At 66.4% G+C, this 20140-nt stretch carries 16 protein-coding genes; 11 read left to right on the forward strand and 5 right to left on the reverse strand.

Annotation, left to right across the window (positions count from 1 at the left end):
- The first annotated feature begins 164 nt into the window (after nucleotides 1-164).
- The 10 genes from ACAX61_RS18065 (at nucleotide 165) to ACAX61_RS18110 (ending at nucleotide 11755) form a co-directional block, all read left to right on the forward strand.
- The gene (locus ACAX61_RS18065) at nucleotides 165-1196 is read left to right on the forward strand and encodes an NAD(P)H-dependent flavin oxidoreductase (RefSeq protein ID WP_370716049.1); all 1032 of its coding nucleotides are present in this window, start codon (nucleotides 165-167) and stop codon (nucleotides 1194-1196) included.
- A gap of 239 nt (nucleotides 1197-1435) precedes the next feature.
- Nucleotides 1436-2080, forward strand: coding sequence for a hypothetical protein (locus ACAX61_RS18070; RefSeq protein ID WP_370716050.1), 645 nt, complete (start codon nucleotides 1436-1438; stop codon nucleotides 2078-2080).
- Between the two features lie 69 nt (nucleotides 2081-2149).
- Nucleotides 2150-4426 carry a phosphoenolpyruvate--protein phosphotransferase gene (gene ptsP, locus ACAX61_RS18075; protein ID WP_370716051.1) on the forward strand — a complete coding sequence of 759 codons (2277 nt, stop codon included), beginning with the start codon at nucleotides 2150-2152 and terminating at the stop codon, nucleotides 4424-4426.
- A gap of 107 nt (nucleotides 4427-4533) precedes the next feature.
- On the forward strand, nucleotides 4534-5322 hold the full coding sequence (locus tag ACAX61_RS18080; RefSeq protein ID WP_370716052.1) for a helix-turn-helix domain-containing protein: 789 nt from the start codon (nucleotides 4534-4536) through the stop codon (nucleotides 5320-5322).
- 69 nt (nucleotides 5323-5391) lie between these two features.
- Nucleotides 5392-6297, forward strand: a complete 906-nt coding sequence (locus tag ACAX61_RS18085) for a tol-pal system YbgF family protein (RefSeq protein WP_370716053.1) — start codon at nucleotides 5392-5394, stop codon at nucleotides 6295-6297.
- Between the two features lie 4 nt (nucleotides 6298-6301).
- The gene (tilS, locus tag ACAX61_RS18090) at nucleotides 6302-7273 is read left to right on the forward strand and encodes a tRNA lysidine(34) synthetase TilS (RefSeq protein WP_370716054.1); all 972 of its coding nucleotides are present in this window, start codon (nucleotides 6302-6304) and stop codon (nucleotides 7271-7273) included.
- A 70-nt stretch (nucleotides 7274-7343) separates the two neighbouring features.
- Entirely contained in the window at nucleotides 7344-9299 is a 1956-nt protein-coding gene (ftsH, locus tag ACAX61_RS18095; protein ID WP_370716055.1) for an ATP-dependent zinc metalloprotease FtsH, read from the forward strand.
- A 70-nt stretch (nucleotides 9300-9369) separates the two neighbouring features.
- Nucleotides 9370-10107, forward strand: a complete 738-nt coding sequence (locus ACAX61_RS18100) for a MipA/OmpV family protein (RefSeq protein ID WP_370716056.1) — start codon at nucleotides 9370-9372, stop codon at nucleotides 10105-10107.
- Nucleotides 10108-10139: 32 nt separating this feature from the next.
- Nucleotides 10140-10844 carry an SDR family NAD(P)-dependent oxidoreductase gene (locus ACAX61_RS18105; RefSeq protein ID WP_370716057.1) on the forward strand — a complete coding sequence of 235 codons (705 nt, stop codon included), beginning with the start codon at nucleotides 10140-10142 and terminating at the stop codon, nucleotides 10842-10844.
- The gene (locus tag ACAX61_RS18110; RefSeq protein ID WP_370716058.1) at nucleotides 10841-11755 is read left to right on the forward strand and encodes a 50S ribosomal protein L11 methyltransferase; all 915 of its coding nucleotides are present in this window, start codon (nucleotides 10841-10843) and stop codon (nucleotides 11753-11755) included. The genes ACAX61_RS18105 and ACAX61_RS18110 overlap by 4 nt, the downstream gene beginning before the upstream one ends.
- Here the strand turns inward: ACAX61_RS18110 and ACAX61_RS18115 are convergent.
- The 5 genes from ACAX61_RS18115 to purD form a co-directional block, all read right to left on the reverse strand.
- A complete protein-coding gene (locus ACAX61_RS18115; protein WP_370716059.1) occupies nucleotides 11708-12619 on the reverse strand; it encodes a diguanylate cyclase in 912 nt (303 codons plus the stop codon). The two genes, ACAX61_RS18110 and ACAX61_RS18115, sit on opposite strands and share 48 nt — an antisense overlap.
- The gene (locus ACAX61_RS18120; protein WP_370716060.1) at nucleotides 12616-15765 is read right to left on the reverse strand and encodes a PAS domain-containing protein; all 3150 of its coding nucleotides are present in this window, start codon (nucleotides 15763-15765) and stop codon (nucleotides 12616-12618) included. The genes ACAX61_RS18115 and ACAX61_RS18120 overlap by 4 nt, the downstream gene beginning before the upstream one ends.
- A gap of 303 nt (nucleotides 15766-16068) precedes the next feature.
- A complete protein-coding gene (locus ACAX61_RS18125; protein WP_370716061.1) occupies nucleotides 16069-16677 on the reverse strand; it encodes a LuxR C-terminal-related transcriptional regulator in 609 nt (202 codons plus the stop codon).
- Nucleotides 16678-16734: 57 nt separating this feature from the next.
- The gene (locus tag ACAX61_RS18130; RefSeq protein ID WP_370716062.1) at nucleotides 16735-17409 is read right to left on the reverse strand and encodes a helix-hairpin-helix domain-containing protein; all 675 of its coding nucleotides are present in this window, start codon (nucleotides 17407-17409) and stop codon (nucleotides 16735-16737) included.
- A 49-nt stretch (nucleotides 17410-17458) separates the two neighbouring features.
- Entirely contained in the window at nucleotides 17459-18724 is a 1266-nt protein-coding gene (purD, locus tag ACAX61_RS18135; protein ID WP_370716109.1) for a phosphoribosylamine--glycine ligase, read from the reverse strand.
- Here purD and xseA point away from each other — a divergent pair.
- Nucleotides 18723-20111: an exodeoxyribonuclease VII large subunit gene (gene xseA, locus ACAX61_RS18140; protein WP_528084559.1), complete on the forward strand. Its 1389-nt coding sequence runs from the start codon at nucleotides 18723-18725 to the stop codon at nucleotides 20109-20111. The two genes, purD and xseA, sit on opposite strands and share 2 nt — an antisense overlap.
- Nucleotides 20112-20140 lie beyond the last annotated feature (29 nt).

Raw genomic sequence — 20140 nt, forward strand, 5'->3', positions numbered from 1 at the left:
CTCTCCGTCGAACTCAAGACTACACAAAACCGCTACAATCCGGCATATCCGGCACTCAACGAGCGCACGCTATTACCAAATCGACGAGATCGGAGATCGGCATCCCACCCTCTCCGCCATCTACCTGCTGGCTTTCCGCCGGCGGTCAGCCTAACGGGACAGCGATGGACGATATGGTTTCGACAGGCGCGGCGCGCCTCGAGCGGCGCATGGCGCGTGGGTGCGAGTTTCTGGGTTCGCGGGTCGCGATCCTGGGCGGCGCGATGTCGTGGGTCAGCGAGCGTAATCTGGTCGCGGCGATTTCCAATGCCGGCGGCTTTGGCGTGATCGCGTGCGGCGCGATGACGCCGGAACTGCTCGATGCCGAAATCGCCGCCACGCGGGAGCGGACCGACCGGCCGTTCGGCGTCAACCTGATCACCATGCATCCGCAGCTGTTCGACCTGATCGCCGTTTGCGGTCGCCACGGGGTTGGCCATGTCGTGCTGGCAGGGGGGCTGCCGCCCAAGGGTTCGCTTGAGGCGATCAAGGCCACGGGAGGAAAGGTCATCTGCTTCGCGCCCGCATTGTCGCTGGCCAAGAAGCTGATTCGTTCCGGCGTCGATGCACTGGTGATCGAGGGAATGGAGGCCGGTGGCCATATCGGTCCGGTATCCACCAGCGTGCTGGCGCAGGAAATCCTGCCCGAAGTGGCTGCTCAGGTGCCGGTGTTCGTTGCCGGTGGCATCGGCCGGGGTGAGGCGATTGCCGGCTATCTGGATATGGGCGCGGCCGGCGTGCAGCTTGGCACGCGCTTTGTCTGCGCCACCGAATCGATCGCGCATCCCGACTTCAAGCGCGCATTCATCCGCGCGTCCGCGCGCGACGCCATCGCCAGCGTTCAGGTCGATGCCCGCCTGCCCGTCATTCCGGTGCGCGCGCTCAAGAATGCGGGCACCGAATTGTTCACGGCCAAGCAGCGCGAGGTCGCCGCCAGTCTCGACGGCGGCGCCGTCGAAATGGCCGAGGCACAGTTGCAGATCGAGCACTACTGGGCGGGTGCATTGCGCCGCGCGGTGATCGACGGCGATGTCGAGCATGGCAGCCTGATGGCGGGCCAGTCGGTCGGTATGGTGACAAAGGAAGAGCCGGTGGCCGACATCATCGGGTCGCTGGTGGCAGAGGCGGCGGCCGCGCTCGACAAGCGCACCGCCTGATCAAAATCTGCGGCCGGCTTCGACTGGCCGCAGCAAGGTTCCACCCGGACTCCGTGCCATGTTAGGCATTGGCGGTAACTTTGGACCCGCGCCGGGGAGTATCGCTTATGCCGCCCATTCGCGTTCGATCGCTTCTGCTGGCCGTGATGCCGGTTGTGCTTGTCAGTTGCGGGAAGTCGCGAACCGAGGTTGTCACCCCAAAGACGACACCGCCGCCGCCGGTGGCGCTCGCCCGACCCATGCCGCGCCCGCCGATGAACGCGGCGGCCAATCTGACGCTGCCCCAGCCCGGTCCCGACGGCAGCTTTCCGACGCCCAGCCGCAGCCTGTCGCCGGTGGGAACCACATGGCATCTGCGCGCTGCGCTCAATGTGGCGGTGCTGCAATGCGCCAAGGCGGGGGATCCGATGGAGCTGCAATACAACGCCTTCCTTGCCGCGCATAAGGCGGTGCTGGCCCGCGCGCATGAGGGGCTGAAGGCAGAATATCGCAGCAGCCACGGTTCGGCATGGCAGGACCGCTTCGACGACGACATGACGCGGCTTTATAATTTCTACGCCCAGCCGCCGGCGCGGGAAGGCTTCTGCCGCGCCGCCGCGCCGTTGGTGGCTACGGCCGCAACCACGCCGACCGCGGGGCTGGAGGGGTTTGCCGCGCCTGCGCTGGCGTCGCTCGACGTGCCGTTCACCGACTTCTATCGTGCCTACGCCGAGTATCGCGCCGACCTGATCGCATGGCAGGCGGGGCAGCAGGCGGCGGCCCGGATGGCGGCAGTGCAGCCGGTGGCGCCTGCGGCTGTACCGCGCCTGTCCGTTTCGGATGAGGTTCTGATGGGCGATACCCGCGTGAGCGACGGTGACATGGGTGCATCGACCGGCCGTTGATGCGGCGCAGCATAAGTTGCGGCACGACGGTGCTTTAGCCTTTCCCCGCGATCTGTTACCGCATGGTTCATGCCGACCACCGCCGCCGCCGCCGCCCGCGAGATCCTCGTCCGACTGCATGAGGTGATGGCTGCGCGATCCGGCGCTCAGGCAAAGCTGAACGGCGTGGTCAACATCATTGGTGAGGCGCTGGATAGCGAGGTTTGCTCGGTCTATCTGCTGCGCGAGGGCGTGTTGGAGCTGTTCGCGACGCGCGGGCTGGACGAACGGGCGGTGCATGTCACCAAGCTGGCGCTGGGTGAGGGCCTGGTCGGCACCATTGCCAAGAATGTCGAAACGCTGAACCTCGACGAAGCCGCCGCACATCCCGACTTTGCCTATCGCCCGGAAACGGGGGAGGACCGCTTCCACAGCTTTGCCGGCGTGCCGATCATCCGTCGCGAACGCGCGGTTGGCGTGCTGGCGGTGCAGCATGTCGATCCGCGCCGTTATGCCGATGTCGAGATCGAGGCGTTGCAGACGGTGGCGATGGTGCTGTCCGAACTGATCGCCAACGCCGACCTGATCGATGAGGCGGGGCCGGGCGCCGCCCGACCGCAGGCAACCGGACCGGGCCGTATCGATGGCTTCAAGCTGGTCGACGGCATGGCGGCGGGCGCGGCGGTTTTCCACCAGCCGCGCGTCGTGATCGATCATGTCGTGGCAGAGGATGTGGAAGCCGAACGCCACCGGGTTTACGCCGCGTTCGACAAGATGCGCGACCAGATCGAGCGTATGGCAAGCCAAGCCGATTTCGGCGTTGGCGGCGAACATGACGAGGTGCTCGAGACCTACAAGATGTTCGCCTATGACGAGGGGTGGGCGCGGCGCATCAACGAAGCGATCGACAGCGGCCTGACGGCGGAGGCCGCGATCGAGCGTGTGCAGCAGCGTACCCGGATGCGGATGCGCGAGATTTCGGATCCGCTGCTCGCCGACCGGATGCACGATCTGGAGGACCTGTCCAACCGGCTGCTCAGGATCGTCGCGGGACAGCTTGGCACTGCGGCGCAGATGGGGTTGCGGCAGGACACGATCCTGATCGCGCGTAACCTGGGTCCGGCGGAACTGCTCGAATATGATCGCCGCCGGTTGAAGGGCGTGATCCTTGAGGAAGGATCACTGACCGCGCACGTCACCATCGTCGCGCGCGCCATGGGCGTGCCGGTGCTGGGCCGGGTCCGCGACGTCAAGCGCCTGATCGCGGAGGGCGACCGCATCCTCTTGGACGCTGGCGCCGAGACGGTGGTCGTTCGCCCCTCCATCGCGATGGAGGAAGTGTTCGAGGCGAAGATGGCGGTCGGCCAGCGCCGCCGCGCCGCCTTTGCCGCGCAAAAGGGGGAGCCGCCGATTACGCGCGACGGCACGCGCGTCACGCTGATGGTCAATGCGGGCCTGCGCGACGACGTGGCTGCACTGGACCTGACCGGCGCCGACGGCATCGGCCTGTTCCGAACCGAGTTCCAGTTCCTGGTCTCCGCGACCTTGCCCGCGCGCGAACGGCAGCAGCGTCTGTACCGTGACGTGCTGGACGCTGCCGGCGACCGGCCCGTCATTTTCCGCACCGTCGATATCGGCGGGGACAAGGCGTTGCCCTATCTGGACCATGACGAGGACCACCTTGAGGAAAACCCCGCAATGGGGTGGCGCGCGCTGCGGCTGGCGCTGGACCGCGAAGGATTGATGAAGGCGCAGGCGCGCGCGCTGCTTGAGGCGGGGGCAGGGCGGACGCTGAACGTCATGTTCCCAATGGTGTCCGAGCCATGGGAGTTCGATCAGGCCGTCGCCCTGTTCGAAGCACAGCGCCGTTGGCTTGGAGAACGCAGCCGCAAATTGCCCAACGACGTGCGCTATGGCGCGATGCTGGAGGTGCCCGCGCTGGCCGAGGTGCTGGACCTGCTGCTGCCCCGACTGGACTTCCTGTCGATCGGCACCAACGATCTGACCCAGTTCCTGTTCGCCGCCGATCGCGCGCATCCCAAGCTTGCGCTTCGCTATGACTGGCTGTCGGTGTCGATTCTGCGGTTCCTGCGCCGCGTGGTCGTGCCGGTACAGGCGGCGGGTAAGCCGGTTGCGGTGTGCGGCGAAATGGGCGGTCGCCCGTTGGAGGCGATGGCGCTGATCGGGCTGGGCATCGAACGCCTGTCGATCACGCCCGCCGCCGTCGGGCCGGTCAAGGCGATGGTGCGTTCGTTGGATCTGCGACAACTGCGCGCCGATATGGCGGCGATGCTGGATGCGCCGACAGGGCCTATTCGACCCCAGCTGGAAGCCTGGGCTGCGAAGAATGGCGTGGAACTGTCGTGATTTTTTACGTTTTCAGGTGCACCCGCCCCCTCGATTGATCCGCATCAGCATTGTAAAGCACTTCGCGACGGCGATTTCCCAGTCGCAACGGTCGCGCGTCGGAGAAGATGATGGTCGAAGAAGCCTCCGGTCCGGTCACACCCCCGCTCAGCGAGCCCGTGGGCGAACGCCTGCGCCGCGCGCGAGAGGCCGAGGGGCTGTCGCTGGCGGATATCGGACAGCGGACGCGTATTCCGATCCGCCATCTGGAGGCGATCGAAAGCTCGAACTACGGCTCGTTGCCGTCCATCACCTATGCAATGGGATTTGCGCGCGCCTATGCCCGTTCGGTCGGCGCGGACGAGGTGGCGATCGCGCACGACCTGCGCGGCGAACTCGCGACCACCTGGGAGCCAAAGCCGCGTCACGAACCCTATAACCCCGTCGAACCTGCCCGCCTGCCGCCGCGCGGCGTCGCGCTGGCGGGTGTGCTGGTGGCGGTGCTGATCCTGCTGGGTGTTGGCCTGTGGTATGGCACGTCGCTGTTCCGGGGTGAGGATGCGCCCGAAGTGGCATCGGTCGAACCCGCCGCGGCGCTGCCGGCCAATGCCGTAACGCCTCCCGCGCCGACGCCTGCGCCTGCAGGCCGGGTGACGCTGACCGCCACCGATGAAGTGTGGGTGCGCGTCTATAACGGCGCCGACGACACCTTGGTGATGAAGACGATGCAGCCGGGCGAGACGTTCGACGTGCCGCTCGACGCCGATCGGCCGATGATCAATGTGGGTCGCCCGGACAAACTGACCGTCACCATCGACGGACAGGCCGTGGCGCCACTGGGCAGCGGGGAGCGTGCGATCAAGGATGTCGGCATCAGCGCGGCCGCCCTGCGCGCCCGCGCGTCGGCGGGCGCTTAAGGCTGGCGACAGGTGGCGGCCTTCATTAAAGGTCGTCCGTCAATCCGTTACCGGCTGTGCGAGAAATTCATGAATCGTTTGTCCGTCGCTCTCATCCTGTCCGGCGCTGCCATGATCGCGCAGCCCGGCGCCGCCCAGAATGTGGTGGAGGCGCGCGTCGACCGGCTGGAGCGCGAGATGCGCGCCGTTCAGCGCAAGGTATTCCCCGGCGGCGCGGGCCAGATGATCGAGCCGCAGATCACCGCCCCGCAATCGCCGCTGTCGGCGCCCGGCGTCCCCGCGACCAGCGCGGTCGCCGACCTGACCGCTCGCATCAGTTCGCTTGAATCGCAGCTGTCGTCGCTGACCGGGCAGATTGAGCAGAACCAGTTCAAGCTGCGTCAGCTGGAACAGGCGTTCGAAGCCTATAAGCGGTCGACCGACGCCAAGCTGGCTGCGCCATCAGCCGCCGTTCCGGGTGAGGGGGCGGGCGTTGCTGCATCAGGCGACACGCGCGCGGCTCCGCCGCCCCGCATAAATGCGCCCGCCGCCGCCGATCCCGCGCGCGCCGAACAGGTTGCCGCCGTGCCCCGCCCGTCGACCGGCGATGCGGGCGAAGATGCCTATACCTATGGTTATCGCCTGTGGTCGGCCAAGCTGTATCCCGAAGCGGCTGCGGCACTGAAGACCGCGGTCGCCGATCATCCCAATCATCGGCGCGCCAGCTTTGCCCAGAACCTGCTCGGCCGTGCCTATCTCGACGATGGCAAGCCCAGCCTGGCGTCCATCGCCTTTTACGACAATTACAAGAAGATGCCCGATGGGGAGCGCGCGCCCGACAGCCTTTACTATCTGGGTCAGGCGCTGATTCAGCTGAAGAAGCCTGCCGATGCGTGCAAGGTCTATGACGAGCTGACCGACGTTTACGCCGGCAAGATTTCCGCCAGCATGGCCGCCGATAGCGCCAGGGCGCGCACCACTGCCAAGTGCAAGTGACGCGTTGACGCCCGGCGCGGCGCCGGTCGCGCGGTTTCGCGCCGACCTGTCCGCTTTGTTCGCGGTTGATCGCGACCGGTTGCTGGTGGCGGTATCGGGGGGCGGGGACAGTGTAGCGCTGTTGCTGCTGGCTCACGCGGTGCTGGGCGAGCATTGTGTCGCCGCCACCGTCGATCATGGACTTCGCCCCGAAGCGGCGGATGAGGCTGAATTCGTCGCGGCGCTTTGCCGGGCGCGCGGCATCGCCCATCGGACGCTGAGCGGCGCACTACCGCTGCGTGCCGGGGGTGGCACGAATCTATCCAGTCGCGCCCGCGCGCTTCGATATGCGTTGCTGGAGGAGGAACGGGCGCGAGTCGGCGCTGCGGCCATCGCGACGGCGCACCATGCCGATGATCAGGTGGAAACACTGGTGATGCGCCTGAACCGCGGTGCGGGGGCAGGGGGGCTGGCCGGTGTGCGTTCGTGCAACGGCGCGGTTGTGCGGCCCTTGCTCGGCTGGCGGCGTGCAGAACTGGCCGATCTGGTTCGCGCCTGCGGTATTGAGGCGGTGCAGGACCCGACCAACGTCGACGACCGCTTCGACCGCGCGCGGCTTCGCAAGGCGCTTGCCGATGTCGACTGGCTGGATCCCGCCGGGTGGCAACGCAGCGCCGCAGCGCTTGCCGATGCAGAGGATGCGTTGGCGTTTGCAACCGATCGGCTGTGGCACGAACGATGCTCGCTTTCCGAGGCGGCGGTTGTCATCGACCCGACCGGTGTGCCGTTCGAATTGCAGCGGCGGCTCGGGATTCGCGCGCTTGGCCATTTGCAGCTTGGCATCACCCTGCGCGGTGGTGAGGTGGCGCGCCTGATTTCCGCGCTTCAGAACGGTCGCACCGGGATGTTGGGCGACGTGATGGCAACGGTGGAAACCGCCCCGAATGCCCCGCCGCGCTGGCGTTTTGCGTCGGCACCGCCCCGTCGATCACACTGATCGCCGCTGTTCCATTGCCATTAACCCGGCGTCGCCTATGTTGCAGGTCGACGAAAGGTGTTTTCGACCGATGAACGACAACGACAAGCAGCCCGAACCCAACGGCAACGGTAATCCGTGGATGCGCAGCCTGATGATCTGGGTGGGTATTCTGCTGGCGCTCGCGCTGTTCGTGACGATGTTCGACGGGCGTTCGGGCCAGGCGGCAGGCAGCACGATTCCCTATTCGACCTTCCTCGACCGGGTTGAGGAGGGGCAGGTTCGCGAGGTCAACGTCGCGCCCGATTCGATCAGCGGCACGCTGACCAACAGCGAACGGTTCCGCACCGCCACGCCCAACGATCCGCAGCTGATCCAGCGCCTGCGCGAACGCGGGGTCGTGATCAACGCGCGCCCTGAAGAAGGGCCGAATATCTGGATGGTGCTGCTGTATCAGTCGCTGCCGTTCCTGTTGTTCCTGGGCATCGCTTTCTTCGTCCTTCGCCAGATGCAGAAGGGCGGCGGTGGCGGCGGCGCGATGGGCTTTGGCAAGTCGCGCGCCAAGCTGTTGACGCAAAAGGAAGGCAAGGTGACCTTCGACGATGTCGCTGGCATCGACGAAGCGCGTGAAGAACTGGAAGAGGTCGTCGAGTTCCTGAAGGACCCGACGAAGTTCGCGCGGCTGGGCGGCAAGATTCCCAAGGGCGCTTTGCTGGTCGGTTCGCCCGGTACCGGCAAGACGCTGCTGGCCCGTGCCATCGCGGGTGAGGCGGGTGTGCCGTTCTTCACCATTTCCGGTTCGGACTTCGTCGAAATGTTCGTCGGCGTCGGCGCCAGTCGCGTGCGCGACATGTTCGAACAGGCCAAGAAGTCGGCGCCCTGCATCGTCTTCATCGACGAAATCGACGCCGTCGGCCGTCATCGCGGTGCCGGTCTGGGCAATGGCAATGACGAACGCGAGCAGACGCTGAACCAGCTGCTGGTCGAAATGGACGGGTTCGAGGCGAATGAAGGGATCATCATCGTCGCGGCGACCAACCGCCCCGACGTGCTTGACCCCGCGCTGCTTCGTCCGGGCCGCTTCGACCGTCAGGTCGTGGTGCCGCGCCCGGATATCGAAGGGCGGATCAAGATCCTCGAAGTCCATATGAAGAAGGTCCCGCTGGCGCCCGATGTTGATGCGCGGGTGATCGCGCGGGGCACGCCGGGCTTTTCGGGTGCGGACCTTGCCAACCTCGTCAACGAGGCGGCGCTGACGGCGGCGCGCAAGTCCAAGCGGCTGGTCGCGATGCTGGAGTTCGAGGAAGCCAAGGACAAGGTCATGATGGGCGCCGAGCGCCGCAGCATGGTCATGACCGAGGATGAAAAGCGCATGACCGCCTATCATGAGGCCGGCCACGCCATCGTCGCGCTGCACGAACCGGCATCGGACCCGATCCACAAGGCGACGATCATCCCGCGCGGTCGCGCACTGGGTATGGTCATGCGGCTGCCGGAACGTGACAGCTACAGCTATCACCGCGACAAGATGTACGCGAACCTGGCCGTCGCCATGGGCGGTCGCGTGGCCGAAGAGATCATCTTTGGCTATGACAAGGTGTCTTCGGGTGCCAGCGGCGACATTCAGTATGCGACTGGTCTGGCGCGCGACATGATCACCAAATGGGGCATGTCGGAAAAGGTCGGTCCCGTCGAATATGCCCAGCCGGAAGGCGAAAGCTTCCTCGGCTATTCGGCGGCGCAACCGCGTCATATGTCGAATGAAACGGCGCAGATCATCGATGCCGAAATCCGCGCTACCGTCGAGGGGGGGCTGGCCCGCGCTCGTGACGTGCTGACCGAGCATATTGACCAGCTTCACCTGCTGGCCGGTGCGCTGCTGGAATATGAGACGCTGAGCGGCGACGAGATCAAGCGACTGATCGCGGGCGAGGATATCGACCGTCCTGAGCCGGGTGCCGGGCTGAAGCCGGTGGCCGCGGCGGGCACCTCGATCCCCAAGACCCGACGGCCCAAGGGTCCGTTCGGTTCGCCGCAGCCGGCCTGATCCGTTCGTGAAGGTAAAGCATCATCAGCCCCGTCGCATTGCTGCGGCGGGGCTTTTCGTTGTGCTGGCGATGCTCAGCACGCCGGCTTCCGCGCAGGATGAGGATCGCCGGCCGCTCCGCACCCGCTTGGGCCTTGGCCCGCAACTCGTGCCCAGCTTTCCGGGGTCGGAACGGGTCAGCCTGCGGCCCTTTATCGACGTATCACGGGCGCGCGGTACCGATGATTTCGCGTTCGAGGCACCCGATGAAAGCGCGGGCTTTCCCCTGTTGCGCGGCGATCGGTTCTCCGCCGGACCTGCCATCGGCATTGAGGGGAAACGTCGTCGACAGGATGTGGGCGGCGTGCTGTCCGAAGTCGGCTTTACCGTCGAACTGGGCGGGTTCGTCCAATATCAGCTGACCGACGCCATCCGGCTGAGGGCCGAAGGGCGCAAGGGGCTGGGCGGCCATCGTGGCTGGATCGGCATGATCGGTGCCGATTATGTCCTGCGCGACCATGACCGCTGGCTGGTGTCGATCGGCCCGCGCGTCACCCTAGCCGACGATCGATACATGGGCGCCTATTTCGGGGTCACCGCCGACGATGCGGCGCGCTCCGGACTGGGGGCGTATGACGCGGGGGGCGGGGTGCAGGCGGTCGGCGCCACGCTGGGCGTGCTGCGCCAGTTGAGCGAGCAATGGGGCATCAGCGGCTATGCCAAATACGACCGGCTGGCGGGCGATGCCGGCGATTCGCCGGTGGTCGGCAGCTTTGGATCGCGCAACCAGCTGTCGGGGGGACTGGCGCTAAGCTACAGCTTCGATTGACCCGCAGGGGCGGGCGGGCTTAACGCAGCACCATGACCATAAACGTCCTTTTGACCGGTGCCAGCCGCGGCATCGGTGCCGCGATTGCGGAAACCATGGCAGCCGCCCCTGACGTCCGGCTGGCGCGACAGGCGACCCAGGCGTTCCTGGCCGCCGACTTTACCGATCCCGCCGCACCCGCCAACCTGTGGGCGCGCGCGCTGGCAGAGTTGGACGGCCGCGTCGACGTGCTGATCAACAATGCCGGGGTGTTCGAAGCATCCCCGCTCGATGCTCCCCATGCCGAATGGGTCGGGCAATGGGAGCGCACCATGCGCGTGAACCTGACTGCCAGTGCGGAACTGTGCCGGCTGGCCGTTCGCCACTGGCAGGAAGCGGGGCGCGGCGGCCGCATCGTCAACGTCGCCAGCCGCGCCGCCTATCGCGGCGACAGCCCCGCGCACTGGCATTATGCCGCGTCGAAGGCGGGCATGGTCGCGATGACAAAGTCGATCGCGCGCGGCTATGCCAATCAGGACATTCTGGCCTTTGCCATCTGCCCCGGCTTTACGATGACGGGCATGGCCGAGGATTATCTGGAGAGCCGTGGCGGCGACAAGCTGCTTGCCGATATCCCGCTGGGCCGCGTCGCGATGCCGGATGAGATTGCGACCGTCGCACGTTTCTGTGCGCTGGAGGCGCCCGGATCGATGACCGGCGCGGTGCTGGACGTCAACGGGGCGAGCTTTGTGCGATGAGCGATAGCTGGAAGATCACGCTGCCCTGCACCCGTGCAGAGGCCGAGGCCATCGATCCCGAGGGCGCTGCATTTGCGACGATGGCCGCGCCGCCCGTGCTGATGACGCGCGAACTGACCGAGGACGATGTCGAGGACTGGGTGCTGGAGGCCTATTTCCAGGACAAGCCCGGCAAGCGCGAGATCGACATCCTGAAGTCGCTGGCTCCCAGCGCCGGTAACGTAGCGGTCAAGCCTGAGCATATCGCCGAACAGGATTGGGTGACGCTGAGCCAGGCGGGCCTGGACCCGGTGACGACGGCGCGCTTCTATGTCCACACCAGCGCCAATCGCGGCGATGTGCCCGATGGCGCGCGCGCCTTTCACATCGAAGCCGGGCTGGCGTTCGGCACCGGGCATCATGAGACGACCACGGGTTGCCTGATGACGCTGGAGCAGATGCGCGCATCGGGTGCGGTTGTCCGCAACCTGATCGACGTGGGTACCGGCACCGGCCTGCTGGCTTTTGCCGCGATGCATTTGTGGCCGCGCGCGCGGGCAACCGCTTCGGACATCGACCCGATCTCGATCGACGTCACGCGCGAAAATGCGGCGGTTAACGGTGTTGCGCTGGGTGAGGGGCCGAACCGGCTGGCGCTGGCGGTTGCGCCGGGCATGGCACACCGGCTGATCGAGCGGCGCGCGCCCTATGATCTGGTGTTGGCCAACATCATCGCCGCGCCACTGATCGAGCTGGCGCCGGTGATCGGTGCGGCAACGGCGCCGGGCGGAACGGTCATTCTGGCAGGGTTGCTTGACCGTCAGGCCGATGCCGTGGCCCGCGCCTATCGCAACGCGGGCTTCCGTCTGGCCGGGCGCGTTCAGCTAGGCGACTGGCCGACGCTCCGCATGGTCCGCCGCGCCATCCGTTGAGACGCGATTCCGGCCGCTGTCCTTTGCGTGATAAAGGAGGCGGTCGGTCCGCACGAGGAAATCTGAACTGTCCTCAGCCGGTCGCAGGGTCGCGACGCCGATGCTGATCGTCACAGGGCGTTCGGCAATCGGCGTCCCCGCGACCGCTGCGCGCAGCCGTTCGGCGGCCATGTGGGCGGCATCCCCGCAGGTCGCGGGCATCGTCCAGCCGAATTCCTCTCCCCCAAGGCGGCCTGCAAAGTCGGTTTCGCGAATTGTTTCCTTCACCCGCGCACCAAGCGCGCGGAGCACGGCGTCACCGACCGGATGGCCCCATTGATCATTGATCCGCTTGAAATGATCGACGTCGAACAAGGCCAGCGAGAGGGGGGTGCCATAGCGGTGACTGCGCGCAATCTCGGTATTCAGACGCGACAGAAAGTGGCGCCTTGTATCCACAGCGGTCAGTTCGTCGCGGGTCGCCAGTTCGAACCAGGCATGTGATGCCCGGCCCAGCTGTGCCATGCTGCGCGCGCGGGCGGAGAGTTCGATGGGGTCGACGGGCTTGCGCAGGAAATCGTTCGCGCCTGCCTCAAGCATCCGCACCATCATTTCGGGGCCGGCTGAGCCGGTAACGATGATCACCGGGATCATCGCGCCCTGATCGAAGGCCCGCAGCCGCTGGACAAAAGTTTCGCCGTCCATGCCCGGCATTGCATAGTCCAGCAGGACCAGGTCGGGCCGTTCACGCTGGCACCATGCCAGTGCCTCGAACGGGTCGGTGAAGCCAACGGGATCCAGCCCGTTACCCTCCACCAGCGCACACATCAGCGCGAGGTTGACCGATACGTCATCGACGATCAGCACCCGCGACGGCGCGTTCATGCCGCCTCGCGCGCGATTCGGCGCTGTTCGATAGCCGCGGTCGTGTCGGCGGCGGCGTTCAGCAATTCCTGGCCCAGCGCTTCGACCGGGTCGGTGGTGCCGCAGGCGGTTTCGATGCGGTTGGCGACATCGGCGATCCGGTCGGCGCCGATGTTCAGCGCGGCGCCCTTCAGCGCATGCGCCTCTGCTCCGGCGGCGGCGCGGTCGCCCTCCGCGATCAGCCTGGCGATAAGGGGCGGGCGTTTGCTCACCTCGTCCGACAGCATCTGAAGGAAGCGTTCGACGAGCGCACCGCCAACCGTCGATTCCAGCGAGGCGAGCTTGTCATCGTTGAGCAGAACCAGCGCCGCCGGCGCGGCGGGCGCGGGTTGCGTCACCGGCGCTTCGGCGGGAAGAGGTGCCCCGGCAATGGTCCGCAGCTTTTCAGACAGAGCGGCGCTGTCGACCGGCTTGGTCATCAAAGCGGTCAGCCCGGCATTTTCATACAAGCCCCGCCGTTCGGGTGCGGCGTCTGCGGTCAACGCAATGATCGGTGCGTCGGCGTTGGGACCGTCACCTTCACGGATTGCCCGTGTGGCCGCAAGTCCGTCCATTTCGGGCATCTGCATATCCATGAGTATAACATCAAATCGAGACTTTGCAGCAGCTTCTACCGCAAGTCGCCCATTTTCGACACAGATGATCTCATGCCCGTCTCGGCGAACCAACGCGGTGATCAGCGCCCGGTTGATCGCGTTGTCCTCAGCCATCAGGATCGAAAGCGACCGGGCCGCGACAGCGGCGATCCGGCGAACCGGCGGTGCGGCCGCACCGGGCGCGTCCAGCGCAACCTCGAATGAAAAGACCGAACCCTTGCCCGGCACGCTTTCGACGGAAATCCGTCCCTTCATCGCTTCGACCAGACGGCGGCAGATGGCAAGGCCAAGCCCCGTCCCGCCGAAGCGCCGGGTGGTGGAGGCGTCCGCCTGAACAAAAGGTTCGAACAGCCGGGTCTGCGCCTCGGCTTCGATGCCGACCCCGGTATCGGCGACCCGCCAGCGCATGATGCGCTTATCGTCTTCGTGCTTCAGCTCCAGCGTGACATCGACGCCCCCGGCGCTGGTAAACTTGATCGCATTGCTGACCAGATTGGCGACGATCTGGCGCAAGCGAACCGGGTCCCCGCTGACGCGCAGGTCGCGGCCCACCGGTACCGACAGGTTGAGGTTCAGTCCCTTGCTGGATGCTGTATGGTGGAACAGGTCCAGCGTGGTGCGCGCCAGTTCGCCCACATCGAAATCGATCCGCTCAAGCGTAAGCGCGCCATTCTCGATCTTTGAGAAGTCGAGCACATCGTCCAGCAGAGCCATCAGCAACGTGGCGGACTGTTCAAGGTTTTCGAGGTAACGAGCCTGTTCCTTTGGATCCGGATCGGCGCGCAGCAGCTCGATCATGCCCAGCACGCCGGTCATGGGCGTGCGGATCTCGTGGCTCATGGTTGCCAGAAACGCGCTTTTGGTCTCGGCCAACTCCCGCGCTTCGTCACGTGCGGCGATCAACACTGCCTCGGCGGCGGCCTCATCGGTGACGTCGCGGACCACACCGACGATCCCCAGAATGGTGCCGTCAGGTGCCGCTTCCGACTGGCCGGACGATTCGACCTGTCGCATCTCACCGTCGGGGCGGATGATACGCGCGCGGAACGACCAGGGGGAGCCATCGTGCAGCGCGCCCTCGACCACCTCGACCACATGGGCGCGGTCGTCCGGGTGATATATTTCGAGGGCATTGTCCATTGCTGGCGTGTCGCCCAGCGCGCGACCATGAATGCGGTGAACCTGATCCGACCAGAATAGCGAACGGTTCTGGGAATCGACGCGCCAGTGGCCGATGCCGCCCATGCGTTCAGCCATGCTGAGCAGACGCAGGCTTTCCTGCATCTTGGCGACGGCGCGTGCCGATTCGAGTTCGGCCATGCGGCGGCGGGTAACGTCGCGAACGCTGGCGATGATCTCCATCGGCTCGCCATTCTCGTCGCGGACCAGCCGGTAGATCGCTTCCAGCCAAACATAGCTGCCGTCGCGCTTGCGCTGGCGATAGGTAGCGCTGGTGCTTTCGGCGCCATCAAGCAGCGCCGCCCAAGCCGCGGAAACCAGCTCACGATCATCGGGGTTAATGTCGTCCGCCAATCGCCCGCCGACCAGCTCGGCGGGTTCATAGTCCAGGATGATGCGCGCGGCCGGGGAAACATATTGCCGGACGCCGTCGATGCTCAGGCGGACGATCATGTCGTTCGAATGGTCGGCCAGCAGCCGATATTGCTGCTTTCGGTGCCGCAGTCGTATCACCAGTCTTTCCCGTTCGACCAACGATGCCGCGATTGGCAGGGCCGACACGACCGCGATGGCCAGAAACAGCTGAAGAAACAAAAGGCGTTCGCCCATCCCGGCAAACTGGCCGGAAATCGGTCCATGCCCCGTCATCGTGTACCAGGACGCGATGGCGGCGACGATCAGGATCGAACCCGTCGCGCCCATGAAACGCAGCCGAAACGCCGCGACCGTCAACAGGGGCAGGATCACGAACAGAACCGGGTAACGGGCCTGGCTGAAGATCGCAGTGGTCAACACAGCCACCGCCAGCAGCGTAACGGCCAGCTCCGCGCGGCGACCCTGACGCAACAGATGCAGGCAATCAGGATTGCAGGCGACCAAGATGATCGGGCCTAGTACCAGCATCCCCAGCGCATCGGCCGCGAACCAGTGCAAGGCGACATACGGCCCGTTCCGGCCAAGATCGAGCGCAAGATAGCTCGCCCCGACCATCGCGCCGGCGATCGGGGCGGTAACGCCGGCCAGCATCATGAATTTCGCCAGATAGCGCGGCGAAAAAACGGTTTCGTCCCGGTCGGCGAACCGTTCCACCAGGAAAATCGCAACCGCGATCTCGATGACGTTCGCGGCGGCCAGTGCGAGCGTCAGGGCAAGCGGGCTGCCGATTGCGGCGTTGGCGGCGATCAGGCCTCCCCCGGTCGCGGCCAGCATCGGGATGCGCGGCAGGGTCGGAAACCGCAGCATGATGGCTGTCGCGACGGCATTTGCGATCCACAAGGGAGCATAGCCTGCTTCGCCCTGTGCAAGCGAAATGCCGAACAGTGCCAGCGCCATGACGAGCAAAGCCGTTCCCGCAACGGCACGCCAGCGGTGGTCGGTCGGGGAGGAAACCGGGGTCACAGCGGATCAGAATGCAGGCGGTTCAGGGGAAGCTGGCCGCCGCGCGAAGGCGGCGGATGTCAGTGGCATCTTTGCGTCCTCCCGCTGGCGGGTATTGTCGGAGAGGGCGGGGTGCACCCCCTCCGACGGGGCTTTCGGACCGCCTGGCGATGCGGTCCTCGCCGGCACGCAGGGAGACGTATCCGACTGTCTTCATGGGTAAGAAAAGCGGGGTGAACCAGCAATCACCCCATGGGGTTACGGGTGAACGTCGTGAAGCATCAGGATCGCCTGCGTGCGATTCACCACGTCCAGCTTCCGCAGGATCGCCTTCACGTGCTGTTTTATGGTGATCTCTGACAGGCCGAGTTCATACGCGATCTGCTTGTTCAGATCGCCGTTCCGCATGGCGCGCAGCACGCGCGCCTCTGCCGGCGTCAATGTGGACAATCGCTTCTCTGTCCCGTCCGGCGCGGCGGGTTCCAGTCCGGGCGTGAAGTGGGTGCCGCCGTCCGCGACCGTGCGGATGGCGCTGACCAGCGTGTCGATGGGCGCGGCCTTCGATACGAAGCCGGCCGCGCCATTGGCGGCGGCGCGCGCTTCGGCATCGGGGCGGTCGGTGCCGCTGACGATCAGGATCGGTGTCGATGGCCGGTCGCGCGCAACGTCGATCAGGCTCGCTATGCCGCGACTATCCGGCAGGCCAAGGTCGAGGATCACCAGATCGACCGACCGCGTTTCCGACAATACTTCGCCAAGACTTCCCGCCTGGATTACATCCGCATCCGGCGCGACGAGCGACAGCGCAACGCGCGCAGCCTCCCGACACATCGGGTGGTCATCGGCAATAATCGCACACAACCCCATAAAACGCCTCCCCAGAGACGTTTCTAACCAATTGAATGCCCGTCGTCAGGGAAAAAATCAGCCGATCTTGCCGAACATCGCCTCATATCGATCGCGTTCGCCAGCCGTCAGCAGGCGGGCCTGTTCGTGCCAGCGGTCGCGCGACATCCGCCCGCTGAACGGCCCGAGTTCGCGGTCGAGCGCGGCGGCCTGTTCGTCCGACAGCGCGGCCAGCGCGGCGATGTCGGTAATCCCCTGTTCGGCCAACATGGTTGCCGCCTTTGGCCCCAGACCCTTCAGCAGCGTCAGTTCCCCACCGGCGGGCGTGGACGCGGCGGCAGGTTCGGGCGTGGACGCCTGAGCAGGAACCGGCGGCGGGGGCGCGTCGGGGGCCGTCGCGGTGAACGGTGCCGGGGTTGCCAGCGGCGCAGCGGGCGGGGTCGGATCGGGCGCGGGTTGCACCACTGGCATGGGCGCTTCGTCGCGAACGGCTACTTCGTCGCGAACGGGCGCTGCATCAGGCAGCGCGCCGCCGCCGACCTCCACGGTGTTGCCGCGCGCCTGAATATCGTCCTGAGCGGCCTTGCTCTGCTTCCAGCGCCGCTGACCCCACCAGATCATCAGGATCGTCAGCACGACCGCGATCGCGATCATCACCAGATGCGTGATCGTGATCGGCATCATCATGTCCGCCGCACCCGCAGGTGAGGTGGACGTGATCGTGTCGGAAGGCGCGGGGTTCGAGCTGGCCATGGCGATCCCTTGATATGTCGCTGATCAGATAGCTGGATTACCGGACGAATCAGGCGCGTTCGCGTTCCACTTCACGCCAACCGATGTCGCGGCGACAAAAGCCGGTGGGAAATTCGACCCGGTCGAGCGCGGCATAGGCGGCGGATTGTGCCTGGGTCACGCTGTCGCCGGTCGCCGTCACGGCCAGCACGCGCCCGCCGCTGGAGACCAGCCGGTCGCCGTCCATGCGCGTGCCCGCCTGAAACACGGTCGCGCCGGTCGCTTCGGCCCGGTCGATCCCGTCGATCGCGCCGCCGGTTTCGGGCGTGCCGGGATAGCCGCGCGCCGCCATCACGACGGTCAGCGCGGTCTTGTCTGAAAAGGCAGGCGCCGCTGCATCCGCCAACTGTCCCCGCGCCACGGCGAGCAGCGTGTCCAGCAAATCGCTGTCCAGCCGCGCCATCAGCACCTGACATTCCGGGTCGCCAAAGCGGCAATTATATTCGATCAGCTTCGGCCCCGTATTGGTCAGCATCAGCCCGGCATACAGCACCCCCGAATAGGGCGTGCCCTCTGCCGCCAGTGCCGCGACGGTCGGGCGGATGATCTCGTCGATGGCGCGCTGCTCAAGCGCGGCGGTCAGGACCGGGGCGGGGGAATAGGCGCCCATGCCGCCGGTATTGGGACCGGTATCGCCGTCGCCCACGCGCTTGTGATCCTGTGCCGATCCGAATGCCATGATCGCATCGCCGTCGGTCAGCACGAACAGGCTGGCTTCTTCCCCGCTCAGAAACTCCTCGATCACCGCTTCGCCGCCGGGTTCGGCGAACAGGGCGGTCAGCGCCGCTTCCGCCTCATCCGGGGTCATGGCGATGGTCACGCCCTTGCCCGCAGCCAGCCCGTCGGCCTTGATGACGACCGGCAAGCCGAACGGGGTGAGCGCCGCGCGGGCCGCCTCGATATTGTCGACACGGGCGTAACCGGCGGTGGGGATATCGGCGCGGGCGCACAAATCCTTGGTAAAGCCCTTGGACCCCTCAAGCTGTGCGGCTGCCTTTGACGGGCCGAATACGGCAATTCCGGCAGCGCGCAGATCGTCGGCCAGCCCTGCAACCAGCGGCGCTTCGGGGCCGACCACGACCAGCTCGACCGCGCGCGCGCGACAGAAATCGACGACGGCGCCGTGGTCCTCGACCTTTAGCGGCACCAGTTCGGCGTGATTGGCGATGCCGGGATTGCCCGGCGCGGCAAACAGCGTATCCAGTCGCGGCGATTGCGCCAGCTTCCATGCGAGCGCATGTTCACGCCCCCCCGACCCGATCAGCAGGACGTTCATGCCCGATCCCTTTTCCATGCCCGATGACGATAAGCCCGGCCTGTTAGCCGAGGGGCGCCCCGGCGACAACGCCGCACCGATGAGTGTCGGCGAACTGTCCGGCCGCCTTAAGCGGCTGGTCGAGGGGGAGTTCGCGCATGTACGCCTGCGCGGTGAGATTTCGGGCTATAAGCGCGCGTCATCCGGCCATGTCTATCTGTGCCTGAAGGACGAAAGTGCCGTCATCGACGCGGTGATGTGGCGCGGATCGGCGGGTAGCCTGGCCTTTGCCCCCGCAGACGGGATTGAGGTGGTCGCGACGGGGCGGCTGACCACCTATCCGGGCCGGTCGAAATACCAGATCGTTATCGAGCGCATGGAACTGGCCGGCGAAGGCGCGCTGATGGCGCTGCTGGAGCGTAACAAGGCGCGGTTCGAGGCGGAGGGGTTGTTCGCCAAATCACGCGCGCGTGCCCCGCTGCCGTTCATGCCGCGCGTGATCGGCGTGGTCACGTCGCCCACCGGCGCGGTCATTCGCGACATCCTGCACCGGCTGGGCGAACGCTGCCCCAGCCATGTCATCGTCTGGCCGGTCAAGGTGCAGGGCGACGGCGCGGCGAACGAGGTCGCCGCCGCCGTGCGCGGGTTCGACGCGATGGCGCCGGGGGGGGCGGTCCCGCGCCCTGACCTGGTCATCGTCGCGCGCGGGGGTGGCTCGATCGAGGATCTGTGGGCATTCAACGAGGAGGCTGTGGTGCGCGCGGTTGCCGCCTGTTCGATCCCGATCATCTCCGCCGTCGGGCATGAGACGGACACGACCCTGTGCGATTACGCCGCCGATCTGCGCGCGCCCACGCCCACCGCTGCCGCCGAGTTCGCGGTGCCGGTCCGCGCCGATCTGGCTGAACAGGTCACGATGCTGGGCCTTCGCACCGAACGCTGCGTGCGGCGCTATCATGAGCGCGCCGGGGAGCGGCTGGCGGCGCTGGCCCGCGTGATGCCACGTCGCGACGCGTTGCTGGGGCCGCAGCGCCAGCGCGCCGACGACGCCGGGGCGCGGCTGGTGCGCGCGCTGGAGCGGCGGCTGACGGTGGCGCGCGGGCAACTCGACCGGTCGGGCGCGGTGCTGCGTCCCGCCTTGCTCGACCGCCGGATCGAGCGGGCAGGGGCGGCGCTGTCGTCGGCGGCGCGCGCGCTGGTCGCCAACGATCCCGAAAAGCCGCTGGAGCGCGGCTATGCCTATGTCGAGGCGCGGGTCAGCGGCCGGGTGATCGCCGATGCCCCGGCTGCCCGCGCTGCCGGGGCGCTGCGCCTGCACTTCAAGGACGGCACGGTGGACGCGCGGGTTGAGCGCGGCGGCGGTCGCGCCTACACTGGCGATGCACCCGAACAGCCCAACCTTCTTTGATGAACCCCGTTTCGGGGGGAGAGCCGATT

Origin of the sequence: Sphingomonas sp. IW22 (assembly GCF_041321155.1) — a bacterium.
Classification (GTDB): domain Bacteria; phylum Pseudomonadota; class Alphaproteobacteria; order Sphingomonadales; family Sphingomonadaceae; genus Sphingomonas.

Coding starts and splice junctions, on each gene's coding strand:
- ACAX61_RS18085 (WP_370716053.1), top strand. CDS start 5,392: ATGAATCGTTTGTCCGTCGCTCTCATCCTGTCCGGCGCTGCCATGATC.
- ACAX61_RS18110 (WP_370716058.1), top strand. CDS start 10,841: ATGAGCGATAGCTGGAAGATCACGCTGCCCTGCACCCGTGCAGAGGCC.
- ptsP (WP_370716051.1), top strand. CDS start 2,150: ATGCCGACCACCGCCGCCGCCGCCGCCCGCGAGATCCTCGTCCGACTG.
- ftsH (WP_370716055.1), top strand. CDS start 7,344: ATGAACGACAACGACAAGCAGCCCGAACCCAACGGCAACGGTAATCCG.
- ACAX61_RS18070 (WP_370716050.1), top strand. CDS start 1,436: ATGCCGCGCCCGCCGATGAACGCGGCGGCCAATCTGACGCTGCCCCAG.
- ACAX61_RS18125 (WP_370716061.1), bottom strand. CDS start 16,677: ATGGGGTTGTGTGCGATTATTGCCGATGACCACCCGATGTGTCGGGAG.
- ACAX61_RS18115 (WP_370716059.1), bottom strand. CDS start 12,619: ATGAACGCGCCGTCGCGGGTGCTGATCGTCGATGACGTATCGGTCAAC.
- ACAX61_RS18100 (WP_370716056.1), top strand. CDS start 9,370: ATGCTCAGCACGCCGGCTTCCGCGCAGGATGAGGATCGCCGGCCGCTC.
- ACAX61_RS18120 (WP_370716060.1), bottom strand. CDS start 15,765: ATGGCGCTGGCACTGTTCGGCATTTCGCTTGCACAGGGCGAAGCAGGC.
- ACAX61_RS18105 (WP_370716057.1), top strand. CDS start 10,140: ATGACCATAAACGTCCTTTTGACCGGTGCCAGCCGCGGCATCGGTGCC.
- ACAX61_RS18080 (WP_370716052.1), top strand. CDS start 4,534: ATGATGGTCGAAGAAGCCTCCGGTCCGGTCACACCCCCGCTCAGCGAG.
- ACAX61_RS18065 (WP_370716049.1), top strand. CDS start 165: ATGGACGATATGGTTTCGACAGGCGCGGCGCGCCTCGAGCGGCGCATG.
- purD (WP_370716109.1), bottom strand. CDS start 18,724: ATGAACGTCCTGCTGATCGGGTCGGGGGGGCGTGAACATGCGCTCGCA.
- ACAX61_RS18130 (WP_370716062.1), bottom strand. CDS start 17,409: ATGGCCAGCTCGAACCCCGCGCCTTCCGACACGATCACGTCCACCTCA.
- xseA (WP_528084559.1), top strand. CDS start 18,723: ATGCCCGATCCCTTTTCCATGCCCGATGACGATAAGCCCGGCCTGTTA.